The following is a 14,060-nucleotide window of genomic DNA, read 5'->3' as shown; positions in this document are numbered from 1 at the left end:
CGGTGGGATTCCCACCGCCCGGCACACTCCCAGTCCCACGAATTCGAGAGGGCCTGAAGTTGATTGCGAAACTTCTCACTGGTCATTTGTTCGATCCGCGTGAGGTGTTCGGTGTGCTCGCGCGGGTGGTGATGGTGCGCTGGCAGCTGTTGATCGTGGGTGCGCTGGCTGTGGTACTCGTGTGCTGGGTGGCGCGGCGGTGGGTGCGGCGCTGGCGGGAGCGTGAGGCGGCCGGTGCGGTGTGGTTGCGGATCGAGACTCCCGCGACCGTGGCCGGGGATGCCGGCGTGTTCGCCCGCCGGGTGGCCGGCGTTCTGCACCGCACCCGGCGTTTCGGTGTGCGTGCCCGGCATATCGTGCTGGAAATCCACGCGGACGCTCAGGGCGCGCAGATCGGGGTGTGGGTGCCGCCCGGGGTGGATCGCGCGCAGATGGCGGCGGCGATCACGGGGGCTTGGCCGGGCGCGGTCGTCACCCCCACCGCCGCTCCAAGCCTGGCGTGTGATCGTCGGGTGGTGGCTGTGGAGGTCACCGCCCGTAACGGCGTCTGGGCTCCTTGGATCGAGCCCCGTGCCACCGGCCGCACCACACGGGCGGGGGCGGCGGACCCGCTCGGCGGTGTGCTGGAACGACTGTGCGCACGCGCCGAGGGACAGACGGGGTTCGTGCAACTGGTGCTGGGCACCTACTACCGCCGCACCGCGCCCCGGCTGGTGAGCAAGGCACTGGGTGCGGGACTGTCGGAACTGCTGGCCCTGGCGCGGTTCGCGATCTCCGGCACCCACACCACGCCTGCCCGCACCGGCCCGGCCCCCGCGTTGTCGCCGCTGGCCGCTGCACGGCAACAGGCGCAGCACGCCAAACAAGCGGCGGGACCGCACTTGACGGCGACGCTGCGAGTCGGGGTGAGCAGTGCGGAGCCGTTGCCGCACGGGCGGGCGCTGCTCGCTTCGATCGCGGGTGGATTCGACGCCATCGCCGATTGCGCCGAGAGCGGTGGTCTGGTCACCCACCGCACCCGCGACCGCGTGTATCGGGTGTCGGTGCGGCGGCCCGGCCGCGCGTTCGTCGCCACTGCGGCCGAGGTGGCCGCGTTGTGGCATCTGCCCGCCGACGCCGCTCGCTACGGGCTGCCGGTGGTGCGGGCGCGCTCGCGCACCGCCAGCCCCGGCCTGCGCCTGCCCGGCTGCACCACACCACCCGAACACCGCAAGCCATCGCTTCGATTGTCTCGGCATGACAAGGAGTTCCGACATGGCCACTGATTCCCCGCAAACCCCGGACCCTGTCTCGAACACCCCCGCCGGGTCCGGTCGGCGTCGGCTACAGGTGGCCGCGCCGGATTGGCCGGGCCGGGCGGCACCCAAACCCCTCGGTGTGGACCCGGCCGGGTTTCGGATCGGGGTATCGGTGGAAGCGGCCCGTCACCACATCCACGTACCCGGCATCACCGGCACGGGCAAGTCCACCTGGTTGGCCAACCTCGCCCTGACGGAAGCGGCGGCCGGGCGCGGGCTGGTGGTGCTGGATTGCCAAGGCGACCTTGCCGACAACGTCCTTGCCCGCCTGCCCTCCGACGCCGCCGGGCGGCTGGTGGTCCTGGACCCGGTCGAACGCGCCGCGCCCCCGGCGTGGAACGTGTTGGCCGCACCGTCCGGGGCCGTCGAGGATGCGGAGGGTCGCGAGCACGCGGCCCGGATGGTGATCGAGACGTTCCGGAAGGTGTACGCGCAGTGGTGGGGGCCGCGCATGGACGAAATGTTCGCCGCTGCCTGCCTCACCCTGGCGCGGCGGCCCGGGGCCACCCTCGCTGATGTGGTGCCGATTCTGACCGAGCCCGGCTACCACCGGCCGATCATCGACCGCTACGGCGAGCCGATCGGATTCGAGGGGTTCTGGGCCGGATTCACCGCCCAGTCCCCGGCGCAACGCCAGCAATCGTGTGGTGCGGTGATCTCCCGCTTGCGGGAGGTGCTGTCGCACCGGTTCGCGGCCGACCTGTTCGCCGCGCCCGCCGCCACTTTCGACCTGACCGAAATCCTGGACGGCGGAATTCTCATCGCGCGGTTGCCGAAAGGGGAAATCGGTGAGGGCGGTGTGCAACTGGTGGGGTCGCTGCTGTTGTCGGGGCTGTGGCAGGCCACCACCGGGCGGGCAAAGATTCCGCCGGGGGAACGCGCCGATGCCACGATCATCGTGGACGAATGCCACAATTTCCTGCATCTGCCGATAGGTATCGATCAAGCGTTGGCTGAAGCCCGCGGCTACCGAGTATCGTTCGTTTTAGCCCACCAGAATCTCGGCCAATTACCGCCCGAGATTAGGGGTGCGGTCGACGCCAACGCCCGCAACAAAATAGTGTTCGCCGTGTCACCGGACGACGCCCGCAAACTCGCCCCGCACTTCGAACCGATATTCGATGACACTGATTTGCGTCATCGTGACGGATACGCCGCGTCCGTGCGTATCATCGACCAGGGTGTCATGGTGGAACCATTCAGCGTCGCCACCGAGGCGCTGCCCCCGCCGGTTGTCGGCCGCGCCGAACAGTTGCGAACAGCCGCACGAGCCAATGCCGGACTGTCTCGCCAGCGCCGCGACGCCACGGGCCGCCGCCGCAAACTGACCACCGGGAAACTCGGCACCGGGTTGGCGGATTCGGGTGCGGGGCATGGTTTTTCACTACCCCACTCACCCGCCCATTCGGTACCCCGTTCACCCGCCCAGCTAGAGCGGGCGAGTGACCGGGGTACCCCCGGCGGCGCATCGTCGCAGGCCGCAGGGGGTGCGCTGTGACCGCGCGGCAACCCCGACAGGCTTCTATAGCCTCCCGCCAGGGTCCTTCCATCGCGGACGCGATCACCGCCCAGCGGCAACTCACCCCCCGCGACCTCGCCTTGCTCGGGCTGCTGGCCGCCCATCGCGCTCTCACCGCCCAGCAGATCACCCGCCTGTTGTTCACCGACGCCAACACCGCCCGCAAGCGCCTTGTCCTGCTCACCGGCCGGGGTGTGCTTGCCCGGTTCCGTGCCTGTGTCCGGCCGGGCTCGCAGGAATACCGCTACACCCTCGGCCCGCTCGGCGCGATGATCCACGCCGCCGCCACGGACGCACCCATTCCTACCCCGCGCACCGTGCACGAGAAAACGCTGAAACTGTCCCGCAACCCGCAACTCGACCATTTATTGGGCATCAACGAATTCTTCACCGCCCTGTGCCATCACGCCCGCACCGATCCCGGATGCGAGCTTGTGGAATGGTGGGACGAACGCGAAGCCACCAAAGCATGTGCGGAAATAGCGCACCCGGACGGTTACGGCGTATGGTCCGAACACGGCCGTACCGTGAGATTCTTTCTCGAATACGACACCGGCACCGAAGACTTATCCCGCCTGATCGAAAAATTGCAGGGATACCGCGATCTGCGATCCGGCGATATAACAATTCCCGTCCTGTTCGTGCTGCCCGGACCGAAACGGCAAAACAATTTCCACCGGCTCCTCACGCAACAACCCGCCACCCTCACCGGGCTCACCGTCGCCACCGCCACCCTCGCCGACATCGCCGCCGAACACCCCGCCGCGCCCGTCTGGTGGCTGGCCGGGCACACCACCCGCCACCGCCTCGCCGCCCTGCCCGCCCCGCCCCCGGCCACCCTCGCCGCCTGACACGCCACCAGGGAGACCCCCATGCCCGCCGACCCCCACAGCATCCCGAACCTTGCCGACGCCCGTGCGCGCCGTGCCCGCCGCCACCGCGCCCCCGAATCCGAGCAAGTGACCGTCGATGCCGACGTGGTCGAATTCCGCCGCACGAGCGCACCCAGCGCCGGGCGTATGTGGGTGGGGCCGACCAGTGAGCAGACCCGCCGCCTGGTCGCCGAGAGCCGAATCCGGCAAGGGCTCCCACCCAGCATCGACAACCCGGCCGTGATCGAATCTTTGGCGTTGTTCCTGCGCAACGCGCTGGACACCCTCGACCGGGACGACCGACGCAACGCCGCATGATGTGATGCGGCTACAACTGTCGCCACACGATCTGCACCGAGGAGGTGTCGAACCGCCACACCTTGCCGTTCTGGTCTTCCCACTTCGCGGCGTAGATCTTCGCCGGTTCGACGATGACCTTCTCGACCAGCCGCGCGGTCGCCTCGTGCCGCCACCGCGAACCCTTCGTATCCCACGCCTTACGCAACTCCCCCGGCGTGGACCCGATATCGGCCAGTACCGCCAACGCTTGCGCACTGCGAAGCGAATCTTGTTCGGCGCGAAGAGTTTTCAATGCCTGTTTCAAACTCGCTATGGTGCGCTCGATCACCCGCAAGTCGTCCTCGTCCCGCGCACCGGTCAACACCTCGGCGCGCCGGTCGGTTTCGGCGTCCAGATTCCCCGCCGTGGTCTCGATGCGCTGTTGCAACTGCGCGATACGCCCGGCATTGTCGTTACCCCGATCCAGCCGCCCCAGGATTTCCGGGTCCTCATACGCCGCGATCACTGCCTGTGCCACGTACATCTCCAACGCGCCCGCGTCCCGGAACACCCGCCCGCACCCACACGCCACCCGTGCGGAATCCTTCGCCCGGCACCCATACCGGCGTTGGGTGATCGTGCCGTTCTTACGTTTGCGCTCGAGCAGCGAACCCACCAACCAGCTACCGCAACCCTGCCCGGCCCGCTCGCTGCCCTCGGGCCACTTTCCGCCGCACTCGGCCAGCCCGGTCAGCCAATACTCACCATTACGCGCACGCGGGCGATCGGGATTCTTCGCCCGGCTGTGCGCCTTGATCGCCGCCCGCATCGCGTCATGCTCGGCGCGAGTGAACACAGCAGGCCACTGCCCGCGATGCCGCGTGCCCGTGCGCTCATGCACCCGAATACCGCTGCCCTCGGGGTTGTCCAAGCATTCGCACCGCTGCCCGTTCGCGTCGGTGTGCTCGCCCAAGTCGTAGGCCACATACGCCTCCAACAGCAGCAGATGCGAGAGCTTGCCCACCCGCCACGACCCGCCCTCGGACGTCGTAATGCCCCGCGCGTTCCAGTCGGTGACGATCGTTGTCTGGCTTTCGCCGTTGATGATCCGGTCGCGCCCTTCACGCAAAACCGCCACCTCGTCTTCCCGCAACGCATAACGGTCCAGGATGTCATCACCGGTAATCGGATGCGTGCCAACAACTTTCCCGTACCCGAACCGCCGCGAACCGCCCTGCATCACCCCTTTTGCGGCTTCCTCGCTCATCCGGTCCAAAAGATTCTCGGTGTTGGTTTCCCGGTACTCGGCCGCTTCGGCGACCTTCACCATGAAATTCTTGCGACCCGCCCCCGTGGTCAGGTCGTACTCGGTGTCCTTCACGAACACATACCGCACACCGTCATCACGCCCCAGCTTCATCAACTCGTTGCCCAGGTCGTAATCACGAGTCAACCGCGCCACATCACGCGCAAGGACCATTTTCGACGGACCAGCGGTCACCAACCGCAGTGCCTCCCGCAACCCCGGCCGCTCGGCATCCGCACCCGACAGATCGTTATCACACAAGATCCGCGCCAGCGCCAACCCCTTACGGGCCGCGTACGCGACCTCGTTCTTCGCCTGAAGCTGCACCCCCTCCGCGCGGTCCTTCTCGTCGCGGGAGATGCGGACATAGCCGTACACCCATTCCGAAGGGTCTACATCGGCCACCCCAGCGGCCAAGGCAGCGTTGATCTCTGCAAGCCAAGCGGGTTCCTTGCTGGTCATCGTTCGCGTCATGACACCAGCCTAGGTAAGGAGTGTATAGGTGACATCTCGCCGGGGTGAGCGCCGACTATTACGTGCGCCTGGAACAGGGGCGTGACCGGCATCCCTCCGAACAGGTCATCGCCGCGCTGGCGCGAGTGTTCGCACTGGACGAGGAGGGCACGGCGCATCTTCGGGAGCTGGCGCGGCCCACGGTCAAGCGATCGCGGGCGCCGCGACGGCCCGAACGGGCGGCGCCGGGGCTGGTACGGCTGATGAACGCGTGGCCGAACACGCCCGCGCTGGTGCTCGGCAGATACCTGGACGTTCTGGCGGCGAATTCGCTGGCGGCTGCGGTCAACTCGTGCTCGGTTCCGGGCGTCAATCAGGTGCGGATGGTCTTCCTAGACCCCGAGGCGCGCGAGCTCTACGCCGACTGGCCGACCATCGCGGCCGACACCGTCGCGAGCCTGCGGGCGACCGCGGGCGCCGACCTGGACGATCCGCGCTTGACCGAATTGGTCGGGGAGCTGTCGCTGAAGAGCGAGGAGTTCCGGCAGTTGTGGGCACGCCACGACGTGCGAGCGAAGACCGGGGGAGTCAAACATTTCCGTAACCCCATGGTCGGCGATCTGGCGCTGTCCTACGAGACGTTCAGCGTCAACGGCGCGCCGGGCCAGATACTGATCGCCTACCACCCGGAACCGGGGTCACCCTCCGAGCGCTCGCTCGCCCTGCTCGGCAGCTTGATCGCGGAGGACCCCGAGACGGCGCGTGAGGAACACCGCGACGCCGGGCAGCCGGGCGAGTCCCGGCAGCAGGCACGCTGAGGACGAGTCCGCGCCCGGCCGCCGGTTCAATCCTTCGCTTCGGTCCGCGTCGCCCCCGCCGACGCCGCGACCACGCACGCCACGCCCGCCCACTGCCCGAGGTTCATGACCTGGCCGAGGACGACCAAGCCCGCGATCGCCGCGACTGCGGGCTCCAGGCTCATCAGCACGCCGAAGACGCGAGGCGGGATCCGTCGCAGCGCTTCCAGTTCCACCGAATACGGCAGGACCGACGACAGCATCGCCACCGCGAATCCGGTGGCGAGCACGGCGGGCTGCCACAGCGCGGCGCCCGCGTCGACGATGCCGATCGGCAGCGTGATCAGCCCGCCGAAGGCCATGGCGAGCGCCAGCCCGCCGCCGCCACTGGTCTGCTCGCCGAGCGCGGCGCTCAGCAGGATGTAACCCGCCCAGCACGCCGCCGCGGCCAGCGCGAACAGCACGCCGGCCCAGTCCACGTCGCCGTCGGCTCGGGTCAGCAGCAGCACCCCGGCTCCGGCGAGCACCGCCCACAGCGGGTCGATCCAGCGCCGCGATCCGGCGAGCGCGACGGTCAGCGGTCCCAGGAATTCGATGGTCACCGCCATGCCGAGCGGAATCCGGTCGATCGCCTCGTAGAACGAGAGGTTCATCAGGGCGAGCACCGCGCCGTACCCGAGCACGACCGGTAGCGCACCCCGCGCCACCCGCAGCGACGAGCGCCAGATCACCAGCAGGACGATGCCGGCGAAGACCAGCCGCAGCATGACCGCCCCGGCCGCGCCGGTCGTCGAGAAGAGTTGTTTCGCCACCGCCGCGCCCACCTGCACGCTGACGATCCCCGCCAGCACCAGTGCCGTCGGCGGTACGCCGCCGAGCCCCTGGGCGGCGACCGAACGCCAGGCCGACACCGCCCTCGCTCCGCGCACCCTCCGCTCGAAGTCGATCGCCACCACGCCGTACCTCCGTCGTTCTCGCCGAACACCTCCGGACACACAACCATCCAGCGCCGACACGACCCGATCAGGCGGCACCGGATGTGCCGATGCGATCGAGTTTCGGCGGTTCGCGCCCCGCCGAGGCCGTGCGGGAGTGAGGATCTAGTTTGTCGCGCCGGTGCGCGTGGCCGGCGCCCGTTCGACGAAGAGCGAATCACGACCGACAGGACCACCCGAATGCGCAGACGAGTTGGTGCGATAACGGCGGCGATCGGAGCCATCGTGGCGGTCACGATGGCCGACCCGCCGTCGGCCGGAGCCACGGTGACCCAGGTCGGGATGTATCCCGGCGTCAATTTCGGATTGGCGACGAACTACGGGACGGGCTGTCTCTACACCGCGCGGGCCACCGTGACCGACGTGGTCACGCCGGTCGTGTTCTACGACAACGGGATTCCGTTCGGTGTGGTCCGGCCTTCCGGCGGTGTCGCACTGATCGACTGGGTGCCCGCCACGGCGGGACCGCACACGATCAGTGCGGTGCAGGAGCCGGACCCGCCCTACGTGGCGAGTATCGACCTCCGGGTCGGTGAAGGCGTCCATCTGGGCTATGCGTGCGCCGTTCTCGGCGGTTGAGGCCGACATCGTCGGTCCGCGGCGCCGGTAGCTTCGGGTGCCGAGCTCGATTCTTTCGTCCGGAAAGGAAGTGAGCATGCGAAGCAACGGACCGATCGTCGTCGGTGTGGACGGGTCCGCCGGTTCCGCGGCGGCGGTCGCGTGGGGAGCGCAGGCCGCCGCGCAGCACCGGGCGCCGCTGCGTCTGGTGCACGTTCTCGACCCGGCCGCCGATTACGGGCCCGGCGTGACCGAGCCGCTCACCAGCACCGACTACGCGCGACTGGAGGGGCACGGCCGCTGGGTGCTGGACACCGCGCGCGAGGAGGCGCTCATCGCGGTCCGCGCTTTGCACGACATCGAGGTCCGCGCCGAGCTGGTGCACGAGCCGGTCGGCCCTGCGCTGCTGGACCGCACCGGCCCGGCGCGGATGATGGTCGTCGGCACCCGGGAACGCGGCACCGTGCGGCGTGCTCTGCTGGGGTCGGTCAGTGCGGCGCTGGCGCGGCGGGCGCGCTGCCCGGTGGTCGTGGTCCGGGAGGGGGCGCCGCTCACCGAGGAGGCCAGGAAGCAACTGGTCATCGTCGGTGTGGACGGCACCGAGGTCAGCGAACCCGCCATCGAAGCGGCGCTGATCGAGGCCTCGGCGCGGAGTGTGCCCCTGCTTGCGCTGCACGGGTGGACCGGCGTCGAGGTGCCTTCGGCGAGCGCCGAACACGAGGCCGACGCCGAGAAGCAGATCGTGCTCGCGGAAAGCCTTGCCGGATGGCAAGAGCGTTTCCCCGAGGTGGAGATCCGGCGCGAGATCGTGACCGACCGGCCCGAGCGCTGTCTGCTCGAACGCTCCGAGCAGGCCCAATTGCTCGTGGTCGGCAGCCGGGGCCGCGGCGGCTTCGCAGGCATGTTGTTCGGCTCGACCAGCCAGGCGCTGCTGCTGTCGGTGGCCTGCCCGATCATGATCGTCCACGGCCGCACGATGGCGGTCCGCACCCTGCCCGACTGAGTCTCACGCTCCGGTCGTGGAGCCCGGCCGGACGATCATCAGGACGGTGACCACCGCCCACAGCAGGTTGAACACCCCGGCGTCCATGGCGAGGCGGCGGATCAGCGTGGGAGTAGCCCCGGTGATGTCGGCCAGGACCTTCTGCTGACCCGGCAGCACGAGCATCGCGAGCACGCCCGCGGCGGCGGCGGTCAGCCCGATCGACACCACCAGCCAGGTGTCACCGAGTACGCCGAGGCTGAGCGCGGTGAGCAGACCGAAGGCCGGAACGACGAGGCCGAGCAGGGCGTAGACCCGGCAGATGCGATGCAACGTACCGAGGACGGCGGGGCTGTGCCCGGTCCCGGGGTCGGCGAGGGCGCGGCGGGTGGTGGCGGGAAACATGCTGGCCGCCACCGTTACGGGGCCTACGGCGATGATCGCGGCGAGCACGTGGACCGAGAGCAGGAACTTCGTCACGGCGGTCGACACTAGCCAGGATGACGTGCCGGAGGAATTGGCGAAAGTGCCACATACCGATCAATTCTCGCCAAATATGGTGAACTGCGAAAATTCCGCAAAATCCAGGTGATCAGCGTTGGCCGGAATCGAACGGCCTACTACGCTATTGCCATGCACACCGTGGTCGTACTCGCCCTGGACCACGTGATCGCGTTCGATCTGGCCACGCCGGTGGAGGTATTCGGCCGCACGCGGCTGCCCGACGGCAGGCCGGCATACCGCGTGCTGGTCTGCGCGTGCGCGCCCACGGTCGACGCGGGCGTGTTCACGCTGCTGGCGCCGCGCGGGCTCGAGGCGCTGGCCGAGGCGGACACGATCGTCGTGCCGGGCTGCGCCGACCCGGGCCTGCCGGTGCCGGACGAAGTGATCGACGCCCTGCGCCGGGCGGCGGCCGCGGGCACCCGCATCGCGTCGATCTGCTCCGGCGCCTTCATCCTGGCCGCGACCGGATTGCTGGACGGCCATCGTGCCACCACGCACTGGCTCGCCGCCGCGGCGCTCGCGGCCGACCACCCGTCCATCGACGTGGACCCCGACGTGCTGTACGTGGACAACGGCTCGCTGCTCACCTCGGCGGGCGCGGCGGCGGGAATCGACATGTGCCTGCACATGATCCGCAAGGACTACGGCTCGGCGGTCGCGGCCGACGCGGCCAGGAAATCGGTTGTCCCGCTGGAGCGGGAAGGAGGACAGGCGCAGTTCATCGTGCACGACCAGCCGCCGACGCCGCGCGGCTCGGCGCTGGAGCCGGTGCTGCGGTGGATCCAGGACAACTGCGCGCGGGATCTGTCCCTCGACGACATCGCCGCCCACGCCGGGATGAGCACCCGCACGCTCAACCGCCGCTTTCGTGAGCACACCGGAACCACGCCGTTGCAGTGGTTGCTGCGCGCGCGTATCCGGCAGGCCCAGCATCTGCTCGAAGCCACCAGCCATCCCGTCGACCGGATCGCGGGCCAGGTCGGGTTCGGTTCGCCGACCGCGTTCCGCGATCGCTTCAAACGGGTGGTCGGAACGAGTCCGCACAGCTATCGGGCGGCCTTCCACGGTTCGGGTGTGCACCGAGCCGGATAGCGACGCCTTCGGGCGGAGCCGAATCGCGCACGCCCACCGATGAGTTCTCGCGCGCCGCCCCGTCGGATCAAGCGACAGCAACCGCCACATGATCCAGGAGCAACGCACATGAGGAAAATCACCGCAGGTCTGTTCGTCGCCCTCGACGGCGTCATCGAGGACCCGCAGGACTGGCACTTCCCGTACTTCGACGACGCCATGGGCGCGGCGGTCGATGCCCAGCTCGGCGCCGCCGACACCCTGCTGCTGGGCCGCAAGACCTATGACAGCTTCGCGGGTGCGTGGCCGGAGCGCGAAGCGGCGGGCGATGCGGACGCGGCGTTCGCGAAGAAATTGGGCGACGCGCGCAAGATCGTGGTGACGCGCCAGGATCTCGACTTCACCTGGCGCAATTCCGAAGTGCTGCGCGGCGACCTGCTCGAAGCGGTGACGGCGCTGAAGAAGGAACCGGGCGGGGACATCGGCATGAGCGGCTCGGTCTCGGTCGTCCGTCAGCTGCAGGCCGCCGGGCTGTTGGACGAGCTGCACCTGCTGGTGCACCCGATCGCGGTCGGCAAGGGCGAGCGCCTGTTCCAGGACGGCGCGCCCACGGTCGCGCTGCGGCTGCTGTCCTCGGAGACCTTCGACACCGGCGTGCGCACCTGGTCTACACCCGCGACGAGGCGGCGCCCGCTGGGGGCTACGAGGACGCGAAAGCCCATCTGTCGCAAAGTGTTCGGTAGGCGCGTAGGGCGGGCCTCGATCAGCTCTCGGTATCGGCGGCCATGGTGAGCAAGAGATCGCGCAGGGCCTCTTGCTGAGCGTCGGTCAGTGCGATCAGCGGTGAGTTCGCGCCGAGCAATTCGAGCGCCTCGTCCCGCCGCCGCTGACCGGCCGGTGTCAGCACGATCTGTTTCGCGCGCCGGTCGGTGGGATGCGGCTCGCGGCGGACCAGGCCCTGCTGCTCGAGCCGGTCCAGCACGAAGGTCGCGTTGGACGGCTCGCACGACATTCGCGCCGCCAGCTCCCTGGCGGTGATCGCCTCGGAGAGTTCGCGCAGGGCGATCACTTGCGAAGGGGTGAGGTCGAGTTGCTCGGCGACGCGGCGGACGTGCACGTCGAGCCGGTGGGTGAACTGGTGCACCAGCTTGCACACGTCGCGGTCGAGTTCGGTGTCCACCACGGGGTCCGGCTGCCGTGTCATTGCACCGAGTCTAGCGTCTTCGGTTCGAACTGTGATAGTTCTAGTTCAAATCATTACAGTTAGAACTATCTGGAAGGTGTGTGATGCGGTCCGCGGTGTTCTCTCTCATGCTCGTCGTATTCAGCCTGACCACCGGCGAATTCGTGATCGCGGGCATCCTGCCCGAGGTCGCGGACGGCTTGGCCGTCTCGGTGGCCGCGGCCGGCGCGCTGGTGACGGCGTATGCGGTCGGCATGATCGTCGGCGGTCCGGTGGTCACCGTGCTGACCGCGCGGGTGGCGCGCAAGCCGTTGGTCATCGGGTTGGTGCTGGTATCGACAGTGGCGAACGCGGGTTCGGCGGTTGCGCCGAATTACGTGGTGCTGCTGGTGATGCGCGGTGCGGCGGGTTCCGTCGTCGCCACCTTCTTCGCGGTCGCGATCGCCACGGCCGTGTCGACCGCTCGGCCTGGATCCGAAGCCGTGGCGGTGGCGCGGGTGGCCCTCGGGATGAATCTGGGCATCGTCCTCGGAACGCCGCTCGGCGCGGCCATCGGCCAGAGCCTGGGCTGGCGAGCGACTTTCGCGTCCGTGGCGCTGTGCGCCACGCTGGCGCTTCCCCTGGTGCTGCGCTTCATGCCGGACTCGCCGGGGTCGGCCGCCGGTTCGATCGGGCGGGAACTGCGCGTGTTCACCGATCGTGATGTGCTCTGGGCGCTGGCGCTCACCGCCGTCGGAAATATCGGCGTGGTCATGGTCTTCACCTACATCACGCCGCTGCTCACCGAAGTCGCCGGCTTTCCCGCGCGGGCGGTGCCGATCCTGCTGCTGGTCTACGGCTTCGGCGCGGTGGTCGGCAACCAGCTCGGCGGCAAGCTCGCCGATCGGGCGCTGCTGCCCTCGGTGACCACGCTGCTCGCGGCGCTCGGCATTGTGCTGGTCCTGCTCTGGACGGCGGATGACGCCTGGATCCTCGTCGCGCCGCTGATCTTCGCACTCGGTGCGCTGGCCTTCGCGATCATCCCGGGTATGCAGACCCGGGTGATCGCCGCGGCCACGGCGGCGCCGACCCTGGCCGTCGCGGTGAACGCGTCGGGATTCCAGCTCGCCGCGGCGGGCGCGGGCCGGATCGGCGGCTGGGTCCTCGGCGACGGGACGGGTCTGCGGTCGCTCTACCTGGTCGGCGCGGCACTCACCGGCCTGGGCGTCGTTGTCGCGGTGTACCTGCTCCGGCGTGACCGCCGGGTCGGTGCCGGCCGTCGAACAATCGCGCTCGCAAAGGAATTCGAGAGCAGCTAGTGGCCGAGTGCTTTCGCGACGATGCCGCCGGTGACCGCTTTGATCAGATAGCTGGTGGAGTCGTGCGGCGACGCGCCGTTGTCGAAGTACTGCGCGGTGACCGGAACGACGGCGCCGCCGGGACAGGGCGGGAAGAACGGCGTGAGGTCCAGGTGCGCCGCCACGAGATCGTCCTCGTCCACCAGGTTGTGCCAGCCCGTCACCGATTTCGGCACGGTGCTCGGCTGCGGGCGCAGCCGGTCGTAGACAACCGTGCGCAGGCCGAGCGGCGAGCCCATGGTCAGCAAGGTCACCGGATGGTCGGTGCGGTGCAGCGCCTCGTAGGCCACCACGCTGCCGAGCGAATGCGCGACGACCAGGCGGGTGTCTGGACCGACCTGGTCGAGCACCTGCCGCTGGGCGTACTCGCGCACCTCGTCGTCGGTGAAGTAGCGGGCGACCTGGGACAGGGCGCGGATGACGAACTTCTGCGCCAACCCGAAACCGAACGGCGCGAACCACCGCAACCGCATCAGCGCGTTGAGCGCGGGCCGCAGGCTTGCCTGCGGCCCCTGCGCCACCGCGTCCGGTGGCGGGGCGGTGCCGAGGCGGCGTGCGGTCGCCCGGTCACGCTCGTCGCCCGCGTGGACCGCGGCGGTCGCCAGCCATTCGGCGGCGAGCTGTTCCATCAGGTCGAGTTGCGCGTCATCGAGTTCGGTCCCTGTGCCCTGCGCGCCCTCGACCAGGAACTTGTTGCCGTAGAAGGCCATACGGGTCGACAAGTCACCGGGGGAACCATTGCGCCACAGGCGATCCGCGAGCTCGGGGGCGCCGTGGTTGCGTACCCCGCCCGCGAGTCCGGGCAACCAGCGCGCCTCCAACGTGTCGGCCGATTCCTGTTCCTGCGCGATGCCGTGTACGAGGACGATCGTCGCCACCGTTCCACCCCTTTCGATCCCCGATGTC

15 protein-coding genes are annotated in these 14,060 nt (G+C 69.1%); 10 read left to right on the top strand and 5 right to left on the bottom strand.

Annotation, left to right across the window (positions count from 1 at the left end):
• Positions 1 to 86 precede the first annotated feature (86 nt).
• Genes ON19_RS22325 through ON19_RS22310 form a run of 4 tightly spaced genes read left to right on the top strand, consistent with a single transcriptional unit; the run spans position 87 to position 4,007 of the window.
• Positions 87 to 1,265 (top strand): hypothetical protein, encoded by a 1,179-nt coding sequence (locus ON19_RS22325; RefSeq protein WP_157229788.1) that lies wholly within the window; start codon positions 87 to 89, stop codon positions 1,263 to 1,265.
• Positions 1,255 to 2,796: a type IV secretory system conjugative DNA transfer family protein gene (locus tag ON19_RS22320; protein ID WP_157229787.1), complete on the top strand. Its 1,542-nt coding sequence runs from the start codon at positions 1,255 to 1,257 to the stop codon at positions 2,794 to 2,796. The genes ON19_RS22325 and ON19_RS22320 overlap by 11 nt, the downstream gene beginning before the upstream one ends.
• Complete coding sequence (locus ON19_RS22315) at positions 2,793 to 3,668, top strand: replication-relaxation family protein (RefSeq protein WP_051169175.1); 876 nt, start codon at positions 2,793 to 2,795, stop codon at positions 3,666 to 3,668. Before ON19_RS22320 ends, ON19_RS22315 begins: the two co-directional genes overlap by 4 nt.
• A gap of 21 nt (positions 3,669 to 3,689) precedes the next feature.
• Positions 3,690 to 4,007 (top strand): hypothetical protein, encoded by a 318-nt coding sequence (locus ON19_RS22310; protein ID WP_157229786.1) that lies wholly within the window; start codon positions 3,690 to 3,692, stop codon positions 4,005 to 4,007.
• Between the two features lie 10 nt (positions 4,008 to 4,017).
• On the opposite strand, the gene ON19_RS22305 is transcribed toward ON19_RS22310, so the two are convergent.
• Positions 4,018 to 5,748: a recombinase family protein gene (locus ON19_RS22305; RefSeq protein ID WP_083899546.1), complete on the bottom strand. Its 1,731-nt coding sequence runs from the start codon at positions 5,746 to 5,748 to the stop codon at positions 4,018 to 4,020.
• A gap of 44 nt (positions 5,749 to 5,792) precedes the next feature.
• Here ON19_RS22305 and ON19_RS22300 point away from each other — a divergent pair, with 44 nt between their 5' ends.
• Positions 5,793 to 6,545: a helix-turn-helix transcriptional regulator gene (locus tag ON19_RS22300; protein WP_051169173.1), complete on the top strand. Its 753-nt coding sequence runs from the start codon at positions 5,793 to 5,795 to the stop codon at positions 6,543 to 6,545.
• A gap of 26 nt (positions 6,546 to 6,571) precedes the next feature.
• Here the strand turns inward: ON19_RS22300 and ON19_RS22295 are convergent, their stop codons facing one another.
• The gene (locus ON19_RS22295; RefSeq protein WP_051169172.1) at positions 6,572 to 7,480 is read right to left on the bottom strand and encodes an EamA family transporter; all 909 of its coding nucleotides are present in this window, start codon (positions 7,478 to 7,480) and stop codon (positions 6,572 to 6,574) included.
• A 219-nt stretch (positions 7,481 to 7,699) separates the two neighbouring features.
• On the opposite strand from ON19_RS22295, the gene ON19_RS22290 reads away from it, so the two are divergent.
• Both ON19_RS22290 and ON19_RS22285 read left to right on the top strand, forming a co-directional pair.
• Entirely contained in the window at positions 7,700 to 8,098 is a 399-nt protein-coding gene (locus ON19_RS22290) for a hypothetical protein (RefSeq protein ID WP_043696155.1), read from the top strand.
• A gap of 76 nt (positions 8,099 to 8,174) precedes the next feature.
• Positions 8,175 to 9,080: a universal stress protein gene (locus ON19_RS22285; RefSeq protein WP_051169171.1), complete on the top strand. Its 906-nt coding sequence runs from the start codon at positions 8,175 to 8,177 to the stop codon at positions 9,078 to 9,080.
• Positions 9,081 to 9,083: 3 nt separating this feature from the next.
• Here ON19_RS22285 and ON19_RS22280 read toward each other — a convergent pair whose 3' ends face one another.
• Complete coding sequence (locus ON19_RS22280) at positions 9,084 to 9,539, bottom strand: hypothetical protein (protein ID WP_043696418.1); 456 nt, start codon at positions 9,537 to 9,539, stop codon at positions 9,084 to 9,086.
• A 153-nt stretch (positions 9,540 to 9,692) separates the two neighbouring features.
• On the opposite strand from ON19_RS22280, the gene ON19_RS22275 reads away from it, so the two are divergent.
• Positions 9,693 to 10,655 (top strand): GlxA family transcriptional regulator, encoded by a 963-nt coding sequence (locus tag ON19_RS22275; RefSeq protein WP_043696152.1) that lies wholly within the window; start codon positions 9,693 to 9,695, stop codon positions 10,653 to 10,655.
• Positions 10,656 to 10,763: 108 nt separating this feature from the next.
• Entirely contained in the window at positions 10,764 to 11,426 is a 663-nt protein-coding gene (locus ON19_RS22270) for a dihydrofolate reductase family protein (RefSeq protein ID WP_227954650.1), read from the top strand.
• On the opposite strand, the gene ON19_RS22265 is transcribed toward ON19_RS22270, so the two are convergent.
• Positions 11,398 to 11,838: a MarR family winged helix-turn-helix transcriptional regulator gene (locus ON19_RS22265; RefSeq protein ID WP_051169170.1), complete on the bottom strand. Its 441-nt coding sequence runs from the start codon at positions 11,836 to 11,838 to the stop codon at positions 11,398 to 11,400. The two genes, ON19_RS22270 and ON19_RS22265, sit on opposite strands and share 29 nt — an antisense overlap.
• 83 nt (positions 11,839 to 11,921) lie before the next feature.
• Between ON19_RS22265 and ON19_RS22260 the strand changes: the two genes are divergently transcribed.
• Complete coding sequence (locus tag ON19_RS22260; protein ID WP_043696150.1) at positions 11,922 to 13,115, top strand: MFS transporter; 1,194 nt, start codon at positions 11,922 to 11,924, stop codon at positions 13,113 to 13,115.
• On the opposite strand, the gene ON19_RS22255 is transcribed toward ON19_RS22260, so the two are convergent.
• On the bottom strand, positions 13,112 to 14,032 hold the full coding sequence (locus ON19_RS22255) for a hypothetical protein (protein WP_043696147.1): 921 nt from the start codon (positions 14,030 to 14,032) through the stop codon (positions 13,112 to 13,114). The genes ON19_RS22260 and ON19_RS22255 overlap by 4 nt on opposite strands.
• Positions 14,033 to 14,060 lie beyond the last annotated feature (28 nt).

Origin of the sequence: Nocardia abscessus NBRC 100374 (genome assembly GCF_000308455.1) — a bacterium.
Lineage (GTDB): Bacteria > Actinomycetota > Actinomycetes > Mycobacteriales > Mycobacteriaceae > Nocardia > Nocardia abscessus.
This window is presented reverse-complemented; position numbering and strand designations above follow the sequence as displayed.